The following is a 16,495-nucleotide window of genomic DNA, read 5'->3' as shown; positions in this document are numbered from 1 at the left end:
CTCTCGGATTTCACCATTGAGCGAAATCACAGCGTTTCCCTGTTAACGCGTCTCAAACCATTGGCTCCTAAGCTAATGCAAAAAAGTTATTTATTTTACATTTCTTAGATCAATTAGCCTTCTCGTCATCCACCACACCGATTGCCTGACGAGAGGTTCACCATGATCCCGCACGCCCCGCTGCGCCTGTTCGCCGCCCTGACCCTCGCCAGCGCCAGCTGGTCGGCCCAGGCTGCTGACCTGACCGTGGCCTACCAGACCACCGTCGACCCGGCCAAGGTGGCGCAGGTCGATGGCGATTACGAAAAAGCCAGCAAGGCCAGCATCGACTGGCGCAAATTCGATAACGGCGCCGACGTGATCACCGCCGTAGCCAGCGGCGATGTACAGATCGGCTACCTGGGCTCCAGCCCGCTGGCCGCCGCAGCCTCCCGCAAGCTGCCGGTCGAGACCTTCCTGATCGCCACGCAGATTGGCGCCGGTGAAGCACTGGTCGCCCGCGACAGCATCAAGACTCCGCAAGACCTGGTCGGCAAGAAAGTCGCCGTGCCTTTCGTCTCCACCGGCCACTACAGCCTGCTGGCCGCGCTGAAGAGCTGGAACATCGACCCGGCCAAGGTGCAGATCCTCAACCTGGCGCCACCGGCAATCATTGCCGCCTGGAAGCGCGGCGACATCGATGCCACCTACGTCTGGGACCCGGCCCTGGGTGTGGCCAAGGAAAACGGCAAGGTGCTGATCACCTCCGGCGAGCTGGCCGAGAAAGGCGCACCGACCTTCGACGCATGGATCGTGCGCAAGGACTTCGCCGCCAAGCACCCCGACGTGGTCAAGGCCTTCGCCAAGGTCACCCTCGACGCCTACGCCGACTACCGCAAGAACCCGCAAGCCTGGCTGGCAAATCCCGACAACGTGAGCAAGCTGGCCAAACTGTCTGGCGCCAAGCCTGCCGACATCCCGGTGCTGCTGCAGGGCAACGTCTACCCGCTGGCCGCCGACCAGGCCAACGCACTGGGCGCACCGACCACCCAGGCGCTGACCGACACGGCCACCTTCCTCAAGCAGCAAGGCAAGGTCGACGCGGTGCTGCCGGACTACTCCCCGTACGTCAGCGCCCAGTACCTCCCCAACTAAGCCTGTAGAAAACCGACCGGAGCCTGCCATGGCCTTGCTCGAACTGGAGCGCATCAGCGCACAGTACCCCGGTGCCGAAACCCCGGTACTGGCCGACATCAACCTGAGCCTGGGGCCACGCCAGCTGCTGGTGGCCCTGGGCCCTTCCGGCAGTGGCAAGACCTCGCTGCTCAACCTCATCGCAGGCTTCGTCGCCCCCAGCGGCGGGCGCATCACCCTGGACGGCGTGCCCGTCCAGGGCCCCGGCGCCGAGCGCGGCGTAGTGTTCCAGGACGATGCGCTGCTGCCTTGGCAGAACGTGCTGGGCAACGTCGCATTCGGCCTGGAACTGGCCGGCGTGCCACGCGCCGAGCGTGAGGCCAAGGCACGCGAAATGCTGGCCCTGGTCGACCTCGACGGCTTTGGCGAACGGCGTATCTGGCAATTGTCCGGTGGCCAGAAGCAGCGTGTTGGCCTGGCCCGGGCGTTGGCAGCCGATCCACGGGTGTTGCTGATGGACGAACCGTTCGGCGCACTTGATGCCTTCACCCGCGAGCAGATGCAGGAGTTGTTGCTGCAGGTATGGCAACGCACCGCCAAGCCGGTGTTCCTGATTACCCACGACATCGAAGAAGCCGTGTTCCTCGCCAGTGAACTGGTACTGCTGGCGCCCAACCCGGGGCGCGTGGTGGAGCGCCTGCAACTGGACTTCGGCCAGCGCTACGCAGCGGGTGAATCGGCGCGGGCTATCAAGTCCGACCCGGCTTTTATCGAAACCCGCGAGCACGTACTTGCGCGGGTGTTCTCTCAACGCCAAAGCCTGCAGGAGCGCGCATGAGCAGCCTGGACCTGCCGGTCACCGGCAAGCGCAACACCCAACCCCGGCCAGCCACCAAGCTGCGCCGCCCCCTGCCCACCCGCTGGATCAGCACCCTGACCCTGGCCAGCCTGCTGTTGGCCTGGTGGCTGGTGACCGCGGCCGGCTGGATCGAGCCGCTATTCCTGCCCTCGCCCGCCGACATCCTGGCCAAGGCCGGGACCCTGCTGACCCAAGGCTATATGGATGCCAGCCTGTGGCAGCATCTGGGTGCCAGCCTGGGGCGCATCGGCGTGGCCCTGCTTGCCGCCACCCTCACCGCCATCCCGGTGGGTATCGCCATCGGCTACAACCGCGTGGCCCGAGGCATTCTCGACCCGCTGATCGAGTTCTACCGGCCGATCCCGCCGCTGGCCTACCTGCCGCTGATCGTCATCTGGTGCGGCATCGGCGAGCTGTCCAAGGTGCTGCTGATCTACCTGGCAATCTTCGCCCCCATTGCCATTGCCACTGCCACCGGCGTGCGCACGGTCGACCCGGCCAAGCTGCGTGCCGCGCAGTCGCTGGGCGCGACCAAGGCCCAGCTGATCCGCCACGTGATCCTGCCCAGCGCCCTGCCCGACATCCTCACCGGCATCCGCATTGGCCTGGGGGTTGGCTGGTCGACCCTGGTGGCTGCCGAGCTGATCGCCGCCACCAGCGGCCTGGGCTTCATGGTGCAGTCGGCGGCGCAGTTCCTGGTCACCGATGTGGTGGTGCTGGGGATTTTGCTGATCGCCCTGATCGCCTTCGCACTGGAAATGAGCCTGCGTGCCCTGCAACGCAAACTGGTGCCTTGGCACGGGCAGAGCCACTGAATCCTGTTGACCACGCCAGCAGCCTGGCGCCTGATTGAAGAGACCGACATGAGCCTGACCATCACCCCCCTCAGCCCGGCGCTCGGCGCCCAGATCAGCGGCGTGGACATCAGCCGCGATATCACCGTCGAAGAACGAGACGCCATCGAGCAGGCGCTGCTGCAGCACCAGGTGCTGTTCTTCCGCGACCAGCCGATCAACCCGCAGCAGCAGGCGCGGTTTGCCGCCCGCTTCGGCGACCTGCACATCCACCCTATCTATCCCAACGTGCCGGAAACCCCGCAGGTGCTTATCCTCGACACGGCGGTGACCGATGTGCGCGACAACGCCGTGTGGCACACCGATGTGACCTTCCTGCCGACCCCGGCCCTGGGCGCGGTACTCAGCGCCAAGCAGTTGCCGGCCTACGGCGGCGACACCCTTTGGGCCAGCGGCATCGCTGCCTTCGAAGCCTTGTCGGCGCCGCTGCGCGAGATGCTCGACGGGCTGACAGCCACCCATGACTTCACCAAGTCGTTCCCGCTGGAGCGCTTTGGTACCACGCCGGAAGACCTGGCGCGCTGGGAAGCAACCCGGCGGAACAACCCGCCGCTGTCGCACCCGGTGGTGCGCACGCATCCGGTGAGCGGGCGCAAGGCGCTGTTCGTCAATGAGGGGTTCACCACGCGCATCAATGAGCTGGGCGAACTGGAAAGCGAGGCACTGTTGAAACTGCTGTTCGCCCATGCGACGCGGCCGGAGTTCAGCATTCGCTGGCGGTGGCAGGAGAATGACGTGGCGTTCTGGGACAACCGCGTGACCCAGCATTTTGCGGTGGATGACTACCGGCCGAACCGGCGGGTGATGCATCGGGCGACCATCCTTGGGGATGCGCCCTTCTGAAACTGGGAGGCCTTTGGCCTCCATTCGCAGCACAAGGCTGCTCCTACAGGGAAGCGCGATCCCTTGTAGGAGCAGCCTTGTGCTGCGAATGGGCCGCAAAGCGGCCCCAGCGATCTAGCGGACCAGATGCAGGTACTGCATGTGCCGTTCGTACTGGTCGAGGATGTCGTTGATGATCTGCTCCTTGCTGTAGCCCACCAGGTCATAGTTCTGGCTGCCTTCGCTCAGGTGCACCTCCGCCCGGTAGTAACGGCGGTTCTTCAACTCTTGCGTACCCAGCCCACCCAGGGCGAACGATGGCGTGAAGTAACCACGCATCTGCACCTGGTAAATGAACGGCTGTTCCTCGCCATGGCCAATCTTCAGGCTGACGTTGTCGTGGCTCGGGTCGTCCTGGGTAATCAGCACCAGGCCCTTCTGCTCGAACACTTCACGCACATCGGCAATTGCCGGGCGGACCACGTCGTCCATGAAGCGGTATACCTCATCACGCGACGGGAAGTGCACCGCCTGGCTCAGGCGCTGGCGCCAGCCGCCACGGCCGCGGCGTGACTGGGCGAACGGGGCCAGCGAATGCATCTGTGCGATCTGCCGTTGCGACTCCAGGTAGAACGCCTTGTGCAGCCCCCACATCATGCACAGCAGGATCAGCGAGAACGGCAACGAGGTCAGCACCACCGCCGACTTCAGCGAGTCGATGCTGCCGGCGAACAGCAGCGCGCTGGTGATCAGCGCGGTCATCGCCCCCCAGAAGATACGCAGCCAGTTCGGCCCATCCTCGTCCGCATCACCGCCCTTGGCCGACAAGGTCGACAGCACCACGGTGCCCGAGTCGGCCGAGGTGACGAAGAACACAAAGCTGATGAACACCGTCACGGCGATCACCGTCTTGCTCCAAGGGTAGGTCTCCAGCAGCAGGTACAGGCTCATCGACGGGTTATCCAGCGCCGACTGGCCCAACGCTGTCATGCCGTGGTTGATGACTTGGTCCAGGGCACTGTTGCCGAAGATCGACATCCACGCCAAGGTGAAGCCCAGCGGAATCAACAGCACACCAAAGACGAACTCGCGGATGGTGCGGCCACGGGAGATGCGGGCGATGAACAGGCCCACGAACGGCGCCCAGGCAATCCACCAGGCCCAGTAGAACACCGTCCAACCGCCCAGCCAGTCACGGTTCTCGCCGTAGGCATAAACGTCGAAGCTCTTGCGCGGCAAGGCACCCAGGTAGTCGCCGAGGTTCTGGATCAGCGTGTTGAACAGGTGCTGGGTAGGCCCGGCGAACAACACGAACAGCAACAGCGCGCAGGCCAGGAACAGGTTGATGTCGCTCATAACCCGCACGCCCTTCTCCACCCCGGCGACCGCCACGGCCACCGCCGCGCCCATCATCAGGGTGATGAGCAGCACTTGCACCCACTGGCTGTGGTCGATGCCGAACAGGTAGTCGAGGCCGGCGTTCAGGTGCAGCACGCCAAAACCCATGTCGGCACCCAGGCCGAACACCGTGGCGATGATGCCGAAACCGTCCACCGCATAACCGATCGGCCCGTTGATGCGCTTGCCGATCAGCGGGTACAACGCCGATCGCAAGGCCAGCGGCAGGTTGTGCCGATAGGCGAAGTAGGCTAGGGCCATGCCGACGAAGGCGAACACGCCCCAGCCATGCAGGCCCCAGTGCAGGAACAGGATCTGCATCGCCTGGCGCCCGGCCTCGGCCGTGCCCGCTTCGCCCTGGGGCGGCTGCAGCATGTGGGTCAGGGGTTCGGACACGCAAAAGAAGAACAAGGTGATACTGATGCCGGCGGCGAACAGCATACCGGCCCATGACAGGTAGCTGAACTCGGGTTCGTCGTGGTCGGCACCGAGCTTGATCTTGCCGTAGCCGGACAAGGCGGTGACCACCACGAAGACCAGGTACAGCGTCATCGCCAGCATGTAGTACCAGCCGACCGTGTTGGCCGCCCAGTTCTGCGCCGCCAGCAACCAATCGCCTGCTGCTTGTGGATAGGAAATGACCACGAGGCCGAAGATGAGGATGAAACTTGCCGCGAAATAGAACACCGGGGGGTTCATGCGGATCTTGCCATTGGCAAGGGAAGGGTTCGGTGCACTCATTGGGGGCGCACCTCGTCGAATGACGTAAGGCTCGGAATGAACGGGTTCAGCAAAGGAATCCTCCTGTTGAACACCGGCAGCGGACCAGCGTTTTTTCATTGAACAAGCGTTCAAGTTAAACATGGATCGGATTTCAATGCGAATTGGGGCGCTGATTGGTGCCCTCCTGCACTGACCTCTTCGCGGGCTCGCCCACTCCCACAGGGACCGCACGAACATTGAATTTTGTGCAGTAGCTGTGGGAGCGGGCAAGCCCGCGAAGTGGCCGGTACAGGCCAATGAAATGCCAGATCAGTTCTTGTCCTGGCAATCCAGCTGCAGGTTGGCCTGGGTAATGTTGCTCTCGGCCGGCACACTGCGAGTCAGCCACACATTACCGCCAATGGTCGAGCCTTTGCCGATGGTGATCCGCCCCAGCACCGTGGCCCCCGCATAGATCACCACATCGTCCTCAACGATCGGGTGGCGTGGCAGCCCCTTGTGCAAGGTGCCCGATTCATCGCTGGGGAAGCGCTTGGCGCCCAGGGTCACCGCCTGGTAGATGCGCACACGCTCGCCGATGATCGCGGTTTCGCCAATCACCACGCCGGTACCGTGGTCGATGAAGAAGCTCGGGCCGATCTGCGCCCCGGGGTGAATGTCGATCCCCGTGGCCGAATGCGCCAGCTCCGAGCTGATCCGCGCCAGCAGCGGCAGGCCGGCCTGGTACAGATGGTGCGCCAGGCGATGGTGGATGATCGCCAGGATGCCCGGGTAGCACAGCAGCACTTCATCGACACTGCGCGCAGCCGGGTCGCCGTGATAGGCGGCCAGAACGTCGGTGTCCAGCAGCACGCGCAGGCCCGGCAGGGCGGCGGCGAATCCCTGCACCAGGCTCAGCGCATGAGCATCGACGCCGGCCAGTTCGCCCTTGCTTTGTCGTGCGGCGTAGCGCAGCTCCAGGCGGGCCTGGGCCAGCAGGGCGGTCAGGGCGGCATCCAGCGTATGGCCGACGTAGAAGTCTTCGCTTTCTTCGCGCAGGTCGACCGGGCCAAGGCGCATGGGGAACAGTGCGCCGCACAGTTGCTCCAGGATGTGCCGCATCGCTTCGCGCGAAGGCAGCTCACGCCCGCCCTGCTCGCCGCTGCTGCGGCCATTGCGGGTGCGCCATTGTTCACGGGCGCCGCGCAGGCCGGTGACGATGCTCTGCAACTGCCAGTGCCCGGATGAAGATTGTTCGCTCACGGTTTTCTCCTGCCTGAGTAGGCCAAACTCATTTTTATTTGCAGGTCCGGCCTCTTCGCGGGCTCGCCCGCTCCCACAGGGACCGCACAAATTCCAAGCCCTGTGCAGTACCTGTGGGAGCGGGCGAGCCCGCGAAAGGGCCGGACCTGCCTACATGCAATTCACTCTACGGCAAATCCATCCCTTGGAAAAAACAACGCTTTATTCCATCCTGCGCTAAGTCAGGCATAAGCCGCGATGACGGAGCAGGCAACCTCGCCTACCCTCAATGCAGCCAGCACCTGGCAAAAACCAAAAGGAAATAACAAAATAATTTTTTAGTATTTCCTGGCCTAAGCAGCCGACCCTATAGTCGCCACCCACTACTTACACAACAAGCGCGGGGCTCTGAAATGTCGAAATTCGCCAAACCGCTACTCAACGCCAGCCTGGCACTCCTGCTGGGTGCCGGCCTGCTCAGTCAGGCCTTCGCTGGCGAGCAGCTGAAGACCATCCAGGAAAAAGGCGTGATCAACGTCGGCCTCGAAGGCACCTACCCACCGTTCAGCTTCCAGGACGAAAACGGCAAGCTGACCGGCTTCGAAGTGGAACTGTCCGAGCTGCTGGCCAAGGAGCTGGGGGTAAAGGCCAAGGTGCAGCCGACCAAGTGGGACGGCATCCTCGCCGCACTGGAATCCAAGCGCCTGGACGTGGTGATCAACCAGGTAACCATTTCCGAAGAGCGCAAGAAGAAGTATGACTTCTCCGAGCCTTACACTATCTCCGGCATCCAGGCGCTGATCCTGAAGAAGAAGGCCGAGCAGCTGAACATCCACAAGGCCGCAGACCTGGCAGGCAAGAAGGTCGGTGTAGGCCTGGGCACCAACTACGAGCAATGGGTCAAGAAGGACGTGCCGCAAGCCGATGTACGCACCTATGAAGACGACCCGAGCAAGTTCGCCGACCTGCGCAACGGCCGCATCGACGCCATCCTGATCGACCGCCTGGCCGCGCTGGAATACGCGCAAAAAGCCAAGGACACCGAACTGGCCGGCGATGCCTTCTCGCGCCTGGAAAGCGGCGTGGCCCTGCGCAAGGGTGAACCGGAACTGCTGGCAGCGATCAACAAGGCGCTGGACAAGCTCAAGGCTGACGGCACGCTGGCCAAGCTGTCCGAGAAATACTTCGGTGCCGATGTCACCAAATGATCGCTGAAAGCCTGCAACTCGTTGTCGACTCCGCGCCCTTCCTGCTGAAGGGCGCGGGCTATACAGTGCTGCTCAGTGTTGGCGGCATGTTCTTCGGCCTGGTGCTGGGCTTTGCCCTGGCACTGATGCGGTTGTCGAAGATATTGCCCCTGAACTGGCTGGCGCGGGTCTACGTGTCGTTCTTCCGCGGCACGCCGCTGCTGGTGCAGCTGTTCGTCATCTACTTCGGCATGCCGCAGATCGGCATCGAACTCGACCCGATCCCGGCTTCGCTGATCGGCCTGTCGCTGAACATGGCCGCCTACATCTGCGAAATCCTGCGCGCGGCGATTTCCTCGATCGACCGTGGCCAGTGGGAAGCTGCAGCCAGTATCGGCATGACCCGCGTCCAGGCCATGCGCCGGGCGATCCTGCCCCAGGCCTTGCGCACCGCACTGCCGCCGTTGGGCAACAGCTTCATCTCGCTGGTCAAGGACACTGCCCTGGCGGCAACCATCCAGGTGCCCGAGCTGTTCCGCCAGGCCCAGCTGATCACCGCACGCACCTTCGAAGTGTTCACCATGTACGTGGCGGTGGCGGTCATCTACTGGGTGTTGTGCAGCATCCTCGCGCACTTCCAGAACCGCATGGAAGCGCGAGTCAACCAGCATGACCAGGAGCATTGAGCATGATTGAAGTCAAAGGCCTGACCAAGCGGTTCAAAGGCCAGACCGTGCTCAACGGTATCGACCTGACAGTACAACCCGGCGAAGTGGTGGCCATCATCGGCCCCAGCGGCTCGGGCAAGACAACCTTCCTGCGTTGCCTGAACCTGCTGGAAACACCCGATGCCGGGCAGATCCAGATTGGCGATATCAGCATCGACGCCAACCGCCCGCTGGGTGGGCAGCAAAGTGCGATTCGCCGCTTGCGCCAGCAGGCCGGGTTCGTGTTCCAGAACTTCAACCTGTTCCCTCATCGCACCGCCCTGGAAAACGTGATCGAGGGGCCGGTGATCGTCAAGAAGACACCCCGCGAGCAGGCGATCGAACTGGGCCGGCGCCTGCTGGCCAAGGTCGGCCTGGCCGGCAAGGAAGACGCCTACCCGCGGCGCCTGTCCGGTGGCCAGCAACAACGGGTGGCCATCGCCCGCGCCTTGGCCATGGAGCCGGAGGTGATCCTGTTCGACGAGCCGACCTCGGCGCTGGACCCCGAACTGGTGGGTGAAGTGCTGGCGACCATCCGCGGCCTGGCCGAGGAGAAGCGCACCATGATCATCGTTACCCACGAGATGAGCTTTGCCCGCGATGTGGCGAACCGGGTGATCTTCTTCGACAAGGGCGTGATCGTTGAGCAGGGCGAGGCCAAGGCGCTGTTTGCGGCGCCGAAGGAAGAGCGTACCCGGCAGTTCTTGCGCAAGTTCCTGGGGACTGCTGCCTCCGAGTAAACCTGCACTGGCCCTATCGCCGGCAAGCCAGCTCCCACAGATACCCCACAGTAATCAAGACCTGTGGCGTCCTGTGGGAGCTGGCTTGCCGGCGATAGGGCCAGTACATCCACAGCAAATCCCTCCTTCTATATATATTCCAAAGAGTTAGTTCATAAACTTTTTATAAAGCATTAGGGTATATAAACCGGACCACCGGACCAGCACACATCTGTCGCGATCAGCTGTTAGCGACATAATTCATTTGTGAGGTCAGGAATGGTCAGGATCACGATCACCCCAGTGCGGAACGCCAGGGCATTGAGTGCAGCCAAGGAGCGGTACTGATGTCCAGCCAACCCGATACCCAATTCCACAGCGATCTCGACAGCTCGCCCCTGCTGCTGCCGGCCAAGGTTCTACGCAACGACACCGAAGCCCTGCAAGCAGCCCGCGAACTGGCCGAGGTCGCCCGCGAGCAGGCCGCCCGCCGCGACCAGCAACGCAAACTGCCATGGGCCGAGATCGAACTGTTCACCCGCAGCGGCCTTGGCAGCATCAGCGTACCCAAGGCACATGGCGGCCCGGAGGTGTCGTTCGAGACCGTGGCTGAAGTGTTCCGCCTCATCAGCGCCGCCGACCCGGCCCTGGGGCAGATCCCGCAGAACCAGTTCGGCATGCTGCAACTGTTGCGCCTGACTGCCACCGAGGCGCAGCAGGCGGTGATCTTCCGCAGTGTGCTTGATGGCTGGCGCATCGGCAATGCCGGCCCCGAACGCGGCACCAAGGACACCCTGACCCTCAAGGCCAGGATCACCCGCGTCGGCGACAGCTATCGCATCAGCGGCGAGAAGTTCTATTCCACCGGCGCCCTGTTCGCCCACTGGGTGGCGGTCAAGGCACTGGACGACGAAGGTCGCCAGCGCCTGGCATTCGTCCGCCGAGGCAGCCCGGGGCTGCGCATCGTCGATGACTGGTCCGGTTTCGGGCAGCGCACCACTGCAAGCGGCACCGTGCTACTCGACCAGGTCCCGGTGGATGCCGACCTGGTGATCGACAACTGGCGCCAGCGCGACATTCCCAACATCCAGGGCGCTGCCTCGCAGCTGATCCAGGCGGCGATCGATGCTGGCATTGCCGAAGCAGCGATCGAGGACGCCATCAGCTTCGTGCGCGAAAAGGCCCGGCCATGGATCGAAGCCAAGGTCGACCGCGCCAGCGACGACCCTTACGTAATCGCCGACATCGGCCGCCTGAAGCTCGAGCTGCACGCCGCCGAAGCCCTGCTGCGCAAGGCCGCGCGGGTCCTCGACGAGGTCAACGCCGAGCCGATCGATGCAGCAAGCGCAGCGCGGGCCTCGATCGCGGTGGCCGAGGCCAAGGTGCTGACTACCGAGATTGCCCTGCAGGCCAGCGAAAAGCTGTTCGAGCTGGCCGGCAGCCGCGCCACCCTCGCCGAGTTCAACCTCGACCGCCACTGGCGCAATGCCCGGGTGCACACCCTGCATGACCCTGTGCGCTGGAAGTACCACGCAGTTGGCGCTTACCACCTCAACGGCACCTTGCCTGCACGGCATTCCTGGATCTGATTTAAGGGCCTTGGGGCTGCTTTGCAGCCCATCGCGACACAAGGCCGCTCCTACAAGGGATCGCGTACCTCCTGTAGGAGCGGCCTTGTGTCGCGATGGGCCGCAGAGCGGCCCCGAGGCCCCGGAGAAACACCATGACTACAAACATCATCACCAGCGACACCCAGGCCCTGAAAGTTGCCGAAGAAGTCGCCCGACACCTGCGCCGCGACAGCGCCCTGCGCGACCGCGAGCGCCGTCTGCCGCACGCCGAACTGGAACTGTTCACTCGCTCCGGCCTGTGGGCCATCAGCGTACCCAAGGCCTTCGGCGGCGCCGGCGTGTCCAACATCACCCTGGCCAAGGTAATCGCCCGCATCGCCCAGGCCGACGGCTCGCTAGGGCAGATCCCGCAAAACCATTTCTACGGCCTGGAAGTCCTGCGGGTAAACGGCACACCCGAACAGCAACAGCGCTTTTACGCCGAAGTACTGGCGGGCAACCGCTTCGGCAACGCCCTGGCCGAACTGGGCACCAAGACCGCCAACGACCGCACCACGCGCCTGTCCCGCGACGGCGATGGTTTTCGCATCAACGGCCGCAAGTTCTACTCCACCGGCGCCATATACGCCCAGCGCATTCCCACTTCGGTGGTCGATGAGCAGGGCGTGCAGCACCTGGCCTTCGTCCCGGCCGACAGCCAGGGCCTGCAGGTGATCGACGACTGGAGCGGCTTCGGCCAGCGCACCACCGGCAGCGGCTCGGTGGTGTTCGATAACGTGTATGTCAGTGCCGCCGACGTGGTGCCGTTCCAGAGCGCCTTCGAACGCCCCACCCCGGTCGGCCCGCTGGCGCAGATCCTTCATGCCGCCATCGACACCGGCATCGCCCGCGCCGCATACGAAGATGCCCTGCACTTCGTGCGCACCCGCAGCCGCCCCTGGGTCGACTCCGGCCTGGACAAGGCCAGCGATGACCCGCTTACGCTGAAGAGTTTCGGCCATCTGGCGATCCGTCTGCACGCCGCCGAAGCCTTGCTGGAGCGCGCGGGCGAATATCTGGACCGCGCCCGCGACGACAGCACTGCCGAAAACGTGGCCGCCGCGTCCATCGCGGTGGCCGAGGCCCGCGCCATCAGCACCGAGATTTCCCTCGCGGCCGGCACCACCCTGTTCGAACTGGGCGGCAGCCAGGCCACACTGGCCGAACACAACCTTGACCGCCACTGGCGCAACGCCCGCGTGCACACCCTGCACGACCCGGTGCGCTGGAAGTACCACGCCATCGGCAACTACTACCTCAATGATGCCAACCCACCACGCCGGGGGACCATCTGATGGCCAAGCAGATCCTGCTCAATGCTTTCAACATGAATTGCATCGGGCACATCAACCACGGCCTGTGGACCCACCCACGGGACACCTCGACCCAGTACAAGACCCTGGACTACTGGACCAGTCTGGCGCGGCTGCTGGAGCGCGGCTTGTTCGACGGGCTTTTCATCGCCGACATCGTCGGCACCTACGACATCTACGGCCAGTCGCTGGACGTCACCCTCAAGGAGTCGATCCAGCTGCCGGTCAACGACCCGCTGCTGCTGGTCTCGGCCATGGCCGCCGTCACCCGCCACCTGGGCTTCGGCCTTACCGCCAACCTCACCTACGAAGCGCCGTACCTGTTCGCTCGCCGCCTTTCCACCCTGGACCACCTGAGCCATGGCCGAGTGGGCTGGAACATCGTCACCGGCTACCTCGACAGCGCCGCCCGGGCCATGGGCCTGGCGCAGCAACCCGAGCATGACCGCCGCTACGACCAGGCCGACGAGTACCTGCAGGTGCTGTACAAGCTGCTGGAAGGCAGCTGGGCTGAAGATGCCGTGGTCGCCGACCGCCAGCAGCGCGTCTATGCCAGGCCCGACAGGGTGCGCAAGGTCAACCACCAGGGCGAGTTCTACAAGGTCGACGGCTACCACCTGTGCGAACCCTCACCGCAGCGTACACCGGTACTGTTCCAGGCCGGCAGCTCGCAGCGTGGCCTGGCCTTCGCCGGCAACCATGCCGAATGCGTGTTCATCAGTGGCCAGGACAAGGCCGCCACCCGCGCCCAGGTCGACAAGGTGCGCGCCGCCGCCCAAGCCGCTGGCCGCGACCCGCAAGCGGTCAAGGTGTTCATGGGCATCACGGTGATCGTCGCCGCCACCGAGCAGCAGGCCCAGGCCAAGCATGCCGAGTACCTGCGCCATGCCAGCGCCGAGGCCGGGGTCGCGCACTTCGCAGCGTCCACCGGCATCGACTTCGCCGCCTACGCCCTGGACGAGCCGATTGCCTTCAGCCAGGGCAACGCCATCCAGTCGGCCACGCGCCAGTTGCAGGACAACGTCTGGACCCGCCGGCGCCTGCTGCAGCAGCACGCCCTGGGTGGCCGTTACGTGACCCTGGTCGGCGCGCCCGAGCAGGTGGCCGAACAGCTGATCGCCTGGGTCGATGAAACCGGTCTGGACGGTTTCAACCTGACCCGCACCGTAACCCCGGAAAGCTTCGAGGACTTCATCGACCTGGTCATCCCGCAGTTGCAACAGCGTGGCCGCTACAAGACCGCCTATGCCGAAGGCACCCTGCGCGAAAAACTGTTCCAGGCCGACCACCCGCATTTGCCCGCCGACCACCCTGGCTCGGCCTACCGCTTTACCTCTACCCCTGCCCCGACTGGAGCCCTGCACCATGCTTGATAAATTGTTCCGGCCCGTCGCGGCCATTGCCCTCTCCCTCGGTCTGTCCGCCAGCGCGCTGGCTGCCGAACCGCTGAAGATCGGCACCACCTCGGCCTTTGCCATCCCGCTGGAAGCCGCAGTGGAAGAAGCGCACAAGCAAGGCCTTGAAGTGAAGCTGGTCGAGTTCAGCGACTGGATCGCACCCAATGTCAGCCTCAATAGCGGCGACATCGACGTGAACTACTTCCAGCACATCCCGTTCCTGGAAAACGCCAAGGCAGCCGCAGGCTTCAACCTGGTGCCCTACGCCCCGGGCATCATCAACAACGTCGGCCTGTACTCGAAAAAGTGCAAGAGCTTCGCCGACCTGCCCGAAGGCGCCAGCGTGGCCATCGCCAACGACCCGATCAACAGCGGCCGTGGCCTGCAGCTGCTGGCCAAGGCCGGGCTGATCACCCTCAAGCCGGGGGTCGGCTACAAGGCCACCGAGGACGATATCGTCGCCAACCCGAAAAAACTGAAAATCCTTCAGGTCGAGGCCGTACAGCTGGTTCGCGCCTATGACGACGCCGACCTGGTGCAGGGCTACCCGGCCTACATCCGCCTGGCCAACAGCTTCGACGCCGGCTCCGCACTGCTGTTCGACGGCCTGGAGAACAAGGAGTACGTGATCCAGTTCGTCATTCGACCGCAAAGCAAGGACGACCCACGCCTGGCCAAGTTCGTCGACATCTACCAGCACTCGCCAGTGGTGCGCGCAGCCTTGGACAAAGCCCACGGCAAGCTCTACCAGGCCGGTTGGGAGGGCTGACATGAGCCAGGCCAGCGCGCTGCGGGCGCCCACCACACAACCACTGCCGCCAACGGCCAGGGAGCAGGCCCTGCGCCCGGAGGTCAATGAAGCCCATGTGCGCTTCATCGGCCTGGGCAAGACCTACCCGGGCCAGGCGCAACCGGCCTTGCAAGGCATCGACCTGAACATCTGCCATGGCGAGATCTTCGGCATCATCGGCCGCAGCGGCGCCGGCAAGTCATCGCTGCTGCGCACCATCAACCGCCTGGAGCAACCCAGCCAGGGCCGGGTGCTGATCGACCAGGTGGACATCGCGCCCTTCGACGAGGACCACCTGGTAGCCCTGCGCCGGCGTATCGGCATGATCTTCCAGCACTTCAACCTGATGTCGGCCAAGACCGTGTGGCAGAACGTCGAGCTGCCCCTCAAGGTGGCCGGCGTGGCCAAGGCGGAGCGCCAGCGCAAGGTACGCGAACTGCTTGAGCTGGTGGGCCTGCGGGAAAAGCACCACGTGTACCCGGCGCAGCTGTCCGGCGGGCAGAAGCAGCGCGTGGGCATTGCCAGGGCGTTGGTGCATGACCCCGAGATCCTGCTGTGCGACGAGGCCACCTCGGCGCTGGACCCGGAGACCACTGCTTCCATTCTCGAACTGCTGCGCGACATCAACCAGCGCCTGGGCCTGACCATCGTGCTGATCACCCACGAGATGGCGGTAATCCGCGATATCTGCCACCGGGTGGTGGTGCTGGAACGTGGAGAAGTGGTCGAGCAGGGTGAGGTCTGGCGGGTGTTTGGCTCACCACGCCACGAAGTCACCCGTACCCTGCTGGCACCGTTGCAAGCCAGGTTGCCAGCCGCGCTGCAAGCCAGCCTGCGGGCCAACCCGGCAAGCCGCGACAGTGCCGTGGTGCTGAGGCTGACCCTGCTCGGCGAGCCCGAACTGTCCGCCCTGTTCAACGACCTTGGCGGCCGCGTACGCCTGCTGCAGGGTGGTGTGGAAACCATTGGCGAGCATGCCCTGGGGCAGCTGATCCTGTCGGTGCAGCACTCGCCGCACGACACCCATCAATTGCTGGAGCGCGCCCGCCGCTGGGCCGAGGACGTGGAGGTACTGGGCCATGTGGTTTGATCGCCTGCTGGAAGGTTTGCTCGATACCCTGCTGATGGTCGGCGTGTCGTCGCTGATCGCCCTGCTGGTGGGGGTACCGATGGCGGTGCTGCTGGTCACCAGCGACAAGGGCGGGATCTTCGAGGCGCCGCTGCTGAACCGGGTGCTGGGTGCATTCGTCAACCTGTTCCGCTCGATCCCGTTCCTGATCCTGATGGTCGCGCTGATCCCCTTCACCCGCTTGGTAGTGGGTACCACGTATGGCGTGTGGGCGGCAGTGGTGCCACTGACCATTGCCGCCACTCCGTTCTTCGCGCGGATTGCCGAGGTCAGCCTGCGCGAAGTCGACCACGGCCTGGTGGAGGCTGCACAGGCCATGGGCTGCCGGCGCTGGCACATTGTCTGGCACGTACTGCTGCCAGAGGCGCTGCCGGGGATTGTCGGGGGCTTCACCATCACCCTGGTGACCCTGATCAACTCCTCGGCCATGGCCGGAGCGATCGGTGCCGGGGGACTGGGGGACATCGCCTACCGCTATGGCTACCAGCGCTTCGACAGCCAGATCATGCTGACCGTGATTGCCATGCTGGTGGCGTTGGTGGCGTTGATCCAACTGGGTGGAGACCGGTTGGCGAAAGGCTTGAACAAGCGCTGAATTCTTCGCGGGCACGCCCGCTCCCACAGGTACTGCACAGGGCTTGAATACAACGATA

At 64.2% G+C, this 16,495-nt stretch carries 15 protein-coding genes; 13 read left to right on the top strand and 2 right to left on the bottom strand.

Annotated features, from left to right (window positions below):
• Nucleotides 1-162 precede the first annotated feature (162 nt).
• From tauA to tauD, 4 genes are read left to right on the top strand one after another with little or no spacing between them, the layout of a single operon-like run.
• Entirely contained in the window at nucleotides 163-1,134 is a 972-nt protein-coding gene (tauA, locus tag GYA95_RS19920) for a taurine ABC transporter substrate-binding protein (protein WP_015268592.1), read from the top strand.
• Between the two features lie 28 nt (nucleotides 1,135-1,162).
• Nucleotides 1,163-1,951, top strand: a complete 789-nt coding sequence (gene tauB / locus GYA95_RS19915) for a taurine ABC transporter ATP-binding subunit (protein WP_023660883.1) — start codon at nucleotides 1,163-1,165, stop codon at nucleotides 1,949-1,951.
• Nucleotides 1,948-2,787, top strand: a complete 840-nt coding sequence (gene tauC, locus GYA95_RS19910) for a taurine ABC transporter permease TauC (protein ID WP_023660882.1) — start codon at nucleotides 1,948-1,950, stop codon at nucleotides 2,785-2,787. Before tauB ends, tauC begins: the two co-directional genes overlap by 4 nt.
• Nucleotides 2,788-2,835: 48 nt before the next feature.
• On the top strand, nucleotides 2,836-3,669 hold the full coding sequence (gene tauD, locus GYA95_RS19905; RefSeq protein ID WP_015268590.1) for a taurine dioxygenase: 834 nt from the start codon (nucleotides 2,836-2,838) through the stop codon (nucleotides 3,667-3,669).
• Between the two features lie 114 nt (nucleotides 3,670-3,783).
• Here tauD and betT read toward each other — a convergent pair whose 3' ends face one another.
• Both betT and epsC read right to left on the bottom strand, forming a co-directional pair.
• Nucleotides 3,784-5,745 carry a choline transporter BetT gene (gene betT / locus GYA95_RS19900; RefSeq protein ID WP_167506610.1) on the bottom strand — a complete coding sequence of 654 codons (1,962 nt, stop codon included), beginning with the start codon at nucleotides 5,743-5,745 and terminating at the stop codon, nucleotides 3,784-3,786.
• Nucleotides 5,746-6,078: 333 nt separating this feature from the next.
• Nucleotides 6,079-7,011, bottom strand: coding sequence for a serine O-acetyltransferase EpsC (epsC, locus tag GYA95_RS19895; RefSeq protein ID WP_015268588.1), 933 nt, complete (start codon nucleotides 7,009-7,011; stop codon nucleotides 6,079-6,081).
• Nucleotides 7,012-7,403: 392 nt separating this feature from the next.
• Here epsC and tcyJ point away from each other — a divergent pair, with 392 nt between their 5' ends.
• From tcyJ to GYA95_RS19850, 9 genes are all read left to right on the top strand, one after another.
• Nucleotides 7,404-8,198 carry a cystine ABC transporter substrate-binding protein gene (gene tcyJ / locus GYA95_RS19890; RefSeq protein ID WP_015268587.1) on the top strand — a complete coding sequence of 265 codons (795 nt, stop codon included), beginning with the start codon at nucleotides 7,404-7,406 and terminating at the stop codon, nucleotides 8,196-8,198.
• Nucleotides 8,195-8,863 carry a cystine ABC transporter permease gene (gene tcyL, locus GYA95_RS19885; protein WP_003255849.1) on the top strand — a complete coding sequence of 223 codons (669 nt, stop codon included), beginning with the start codon at nucleotides 8,195-8,197 and terminating at the stop codon, nucleotides 8,861-8,863. The genes tcyJ and tcyL overlap by 4 nt, the downstream gene beginning before the upstream one ends.
• A gap of 2 nt (nucleotides 8,864-8,865) precedes the next feature.
• Complete coding sequence (gene tcyN, locus GYA95_RS19880; RefSeq protein ID WP_013970435.1) at nucleotides 8,866-9,624, top strand: L-cystine ABC transporter ATP-binding protein TcyN; 759 nt, start codon at nucleotides 8,866-8,868, stop codon at nucleotides 9,622-9,624.
• Nucleotides 9,625-9,950: 326 nt separating this feature from the next.
• Nucleotides 9,951-11,192: an SfnB family sulfur acquisition oxidoreductase gene (locus GYA95_RS19875; RefSeq protein WP_015268586.1), complete on the top strand. Its 1,242-nt coding sequence runs from the start codon at nucleotides 9,951-9,953 to the stop codon at nucleotides 11,190-11,192.
• A 134-nt stretch (nucleotides 11,193-11,326) separates the two neighbouring features.
• Nucleotides 11,327-12,508 (top strand): SfnB family sulfur acquisition oxidoreductase, encoded by a 1,182-nt coding sequence (locus tag GYA95_RS19870; protein WP_015268585.1) that lies wholly within the window; start codon nucleotides 11,327-11,329, stop codon nucleotides 12,506-12,508.
• Entirely contained in the window at nucleotides 12,508-13,899 is a 1,392-nt protein-coding gene (locus tag GYA95_RS19865) for an LLM class flavin-dependent oxidoreductase (protein WP_015268584.1), read from the top strand. The genes GYA95_RS19870 and GYA95_RS19865 overlap by 1 nt, the downstream gene beginning before the upstream one ends.
• The gene (locus GYA95_RS19860) at nucleotides 13,892-14,692 is read left to right on the top strand and encodes a MetQ/NlpA family ABC transporter substrate-binding protein (RefSeq protein ID WP_015268583.1); all 801 of its coding nucleotides are present in this window, start codon (nucleotides 13,892-13,894) and stop codon (nucleotides 14,690-14,692) included. Before GYA95_RS19865 ends, GYA95_RS19860 begins: the two co-directional genes overlap by 8 nt.
• Nucleotide 14,693: 1 nt before the next feature.
• A complete protein-coding gene (locus tag GYA95_RS19855; protein WP_015268582.1) occupies nucleotides 14,694-15,803 on the top strand; it encodes a methionine ABC transporter ATP-binding protein in 1,110 nt (369 codons plus the stop codon).
• On the top strand, nucleotides 15,793-16,437 hold the full coding sequence (locus GYA95_RS19850; protein WP_008096606.1) for a methionine ABC transporter permease: 645 nt from the start codon (nucleotides 15,793-15,795) through the stop codon (nucleotides 16,435-16,437). The genes GYA95_RS19855 and GYA95_RS19850 overlap by 11 nt, the downstream gene beginning before the upstream one ends.
• The last annotated feature ends 58 nt before the right edge of the window (nucleotides 16,438-16,495 follow it).

Origin of the sequence: Pseudomonas asiatica (genome assembly GCF_009932335.1) — a bacterium.
GTDB lineage: Bacteria > Pseudomonadota > Gammaproteobacteria > Pseudomonadales > Pseudomonadaceae > Aquipseudomonas > Aquipseudomonas asiatica.
Note: the sequence above shows the minus strand (reverse complement) of the source record. Positions and strands in the feature narration are given on the sequence as shown.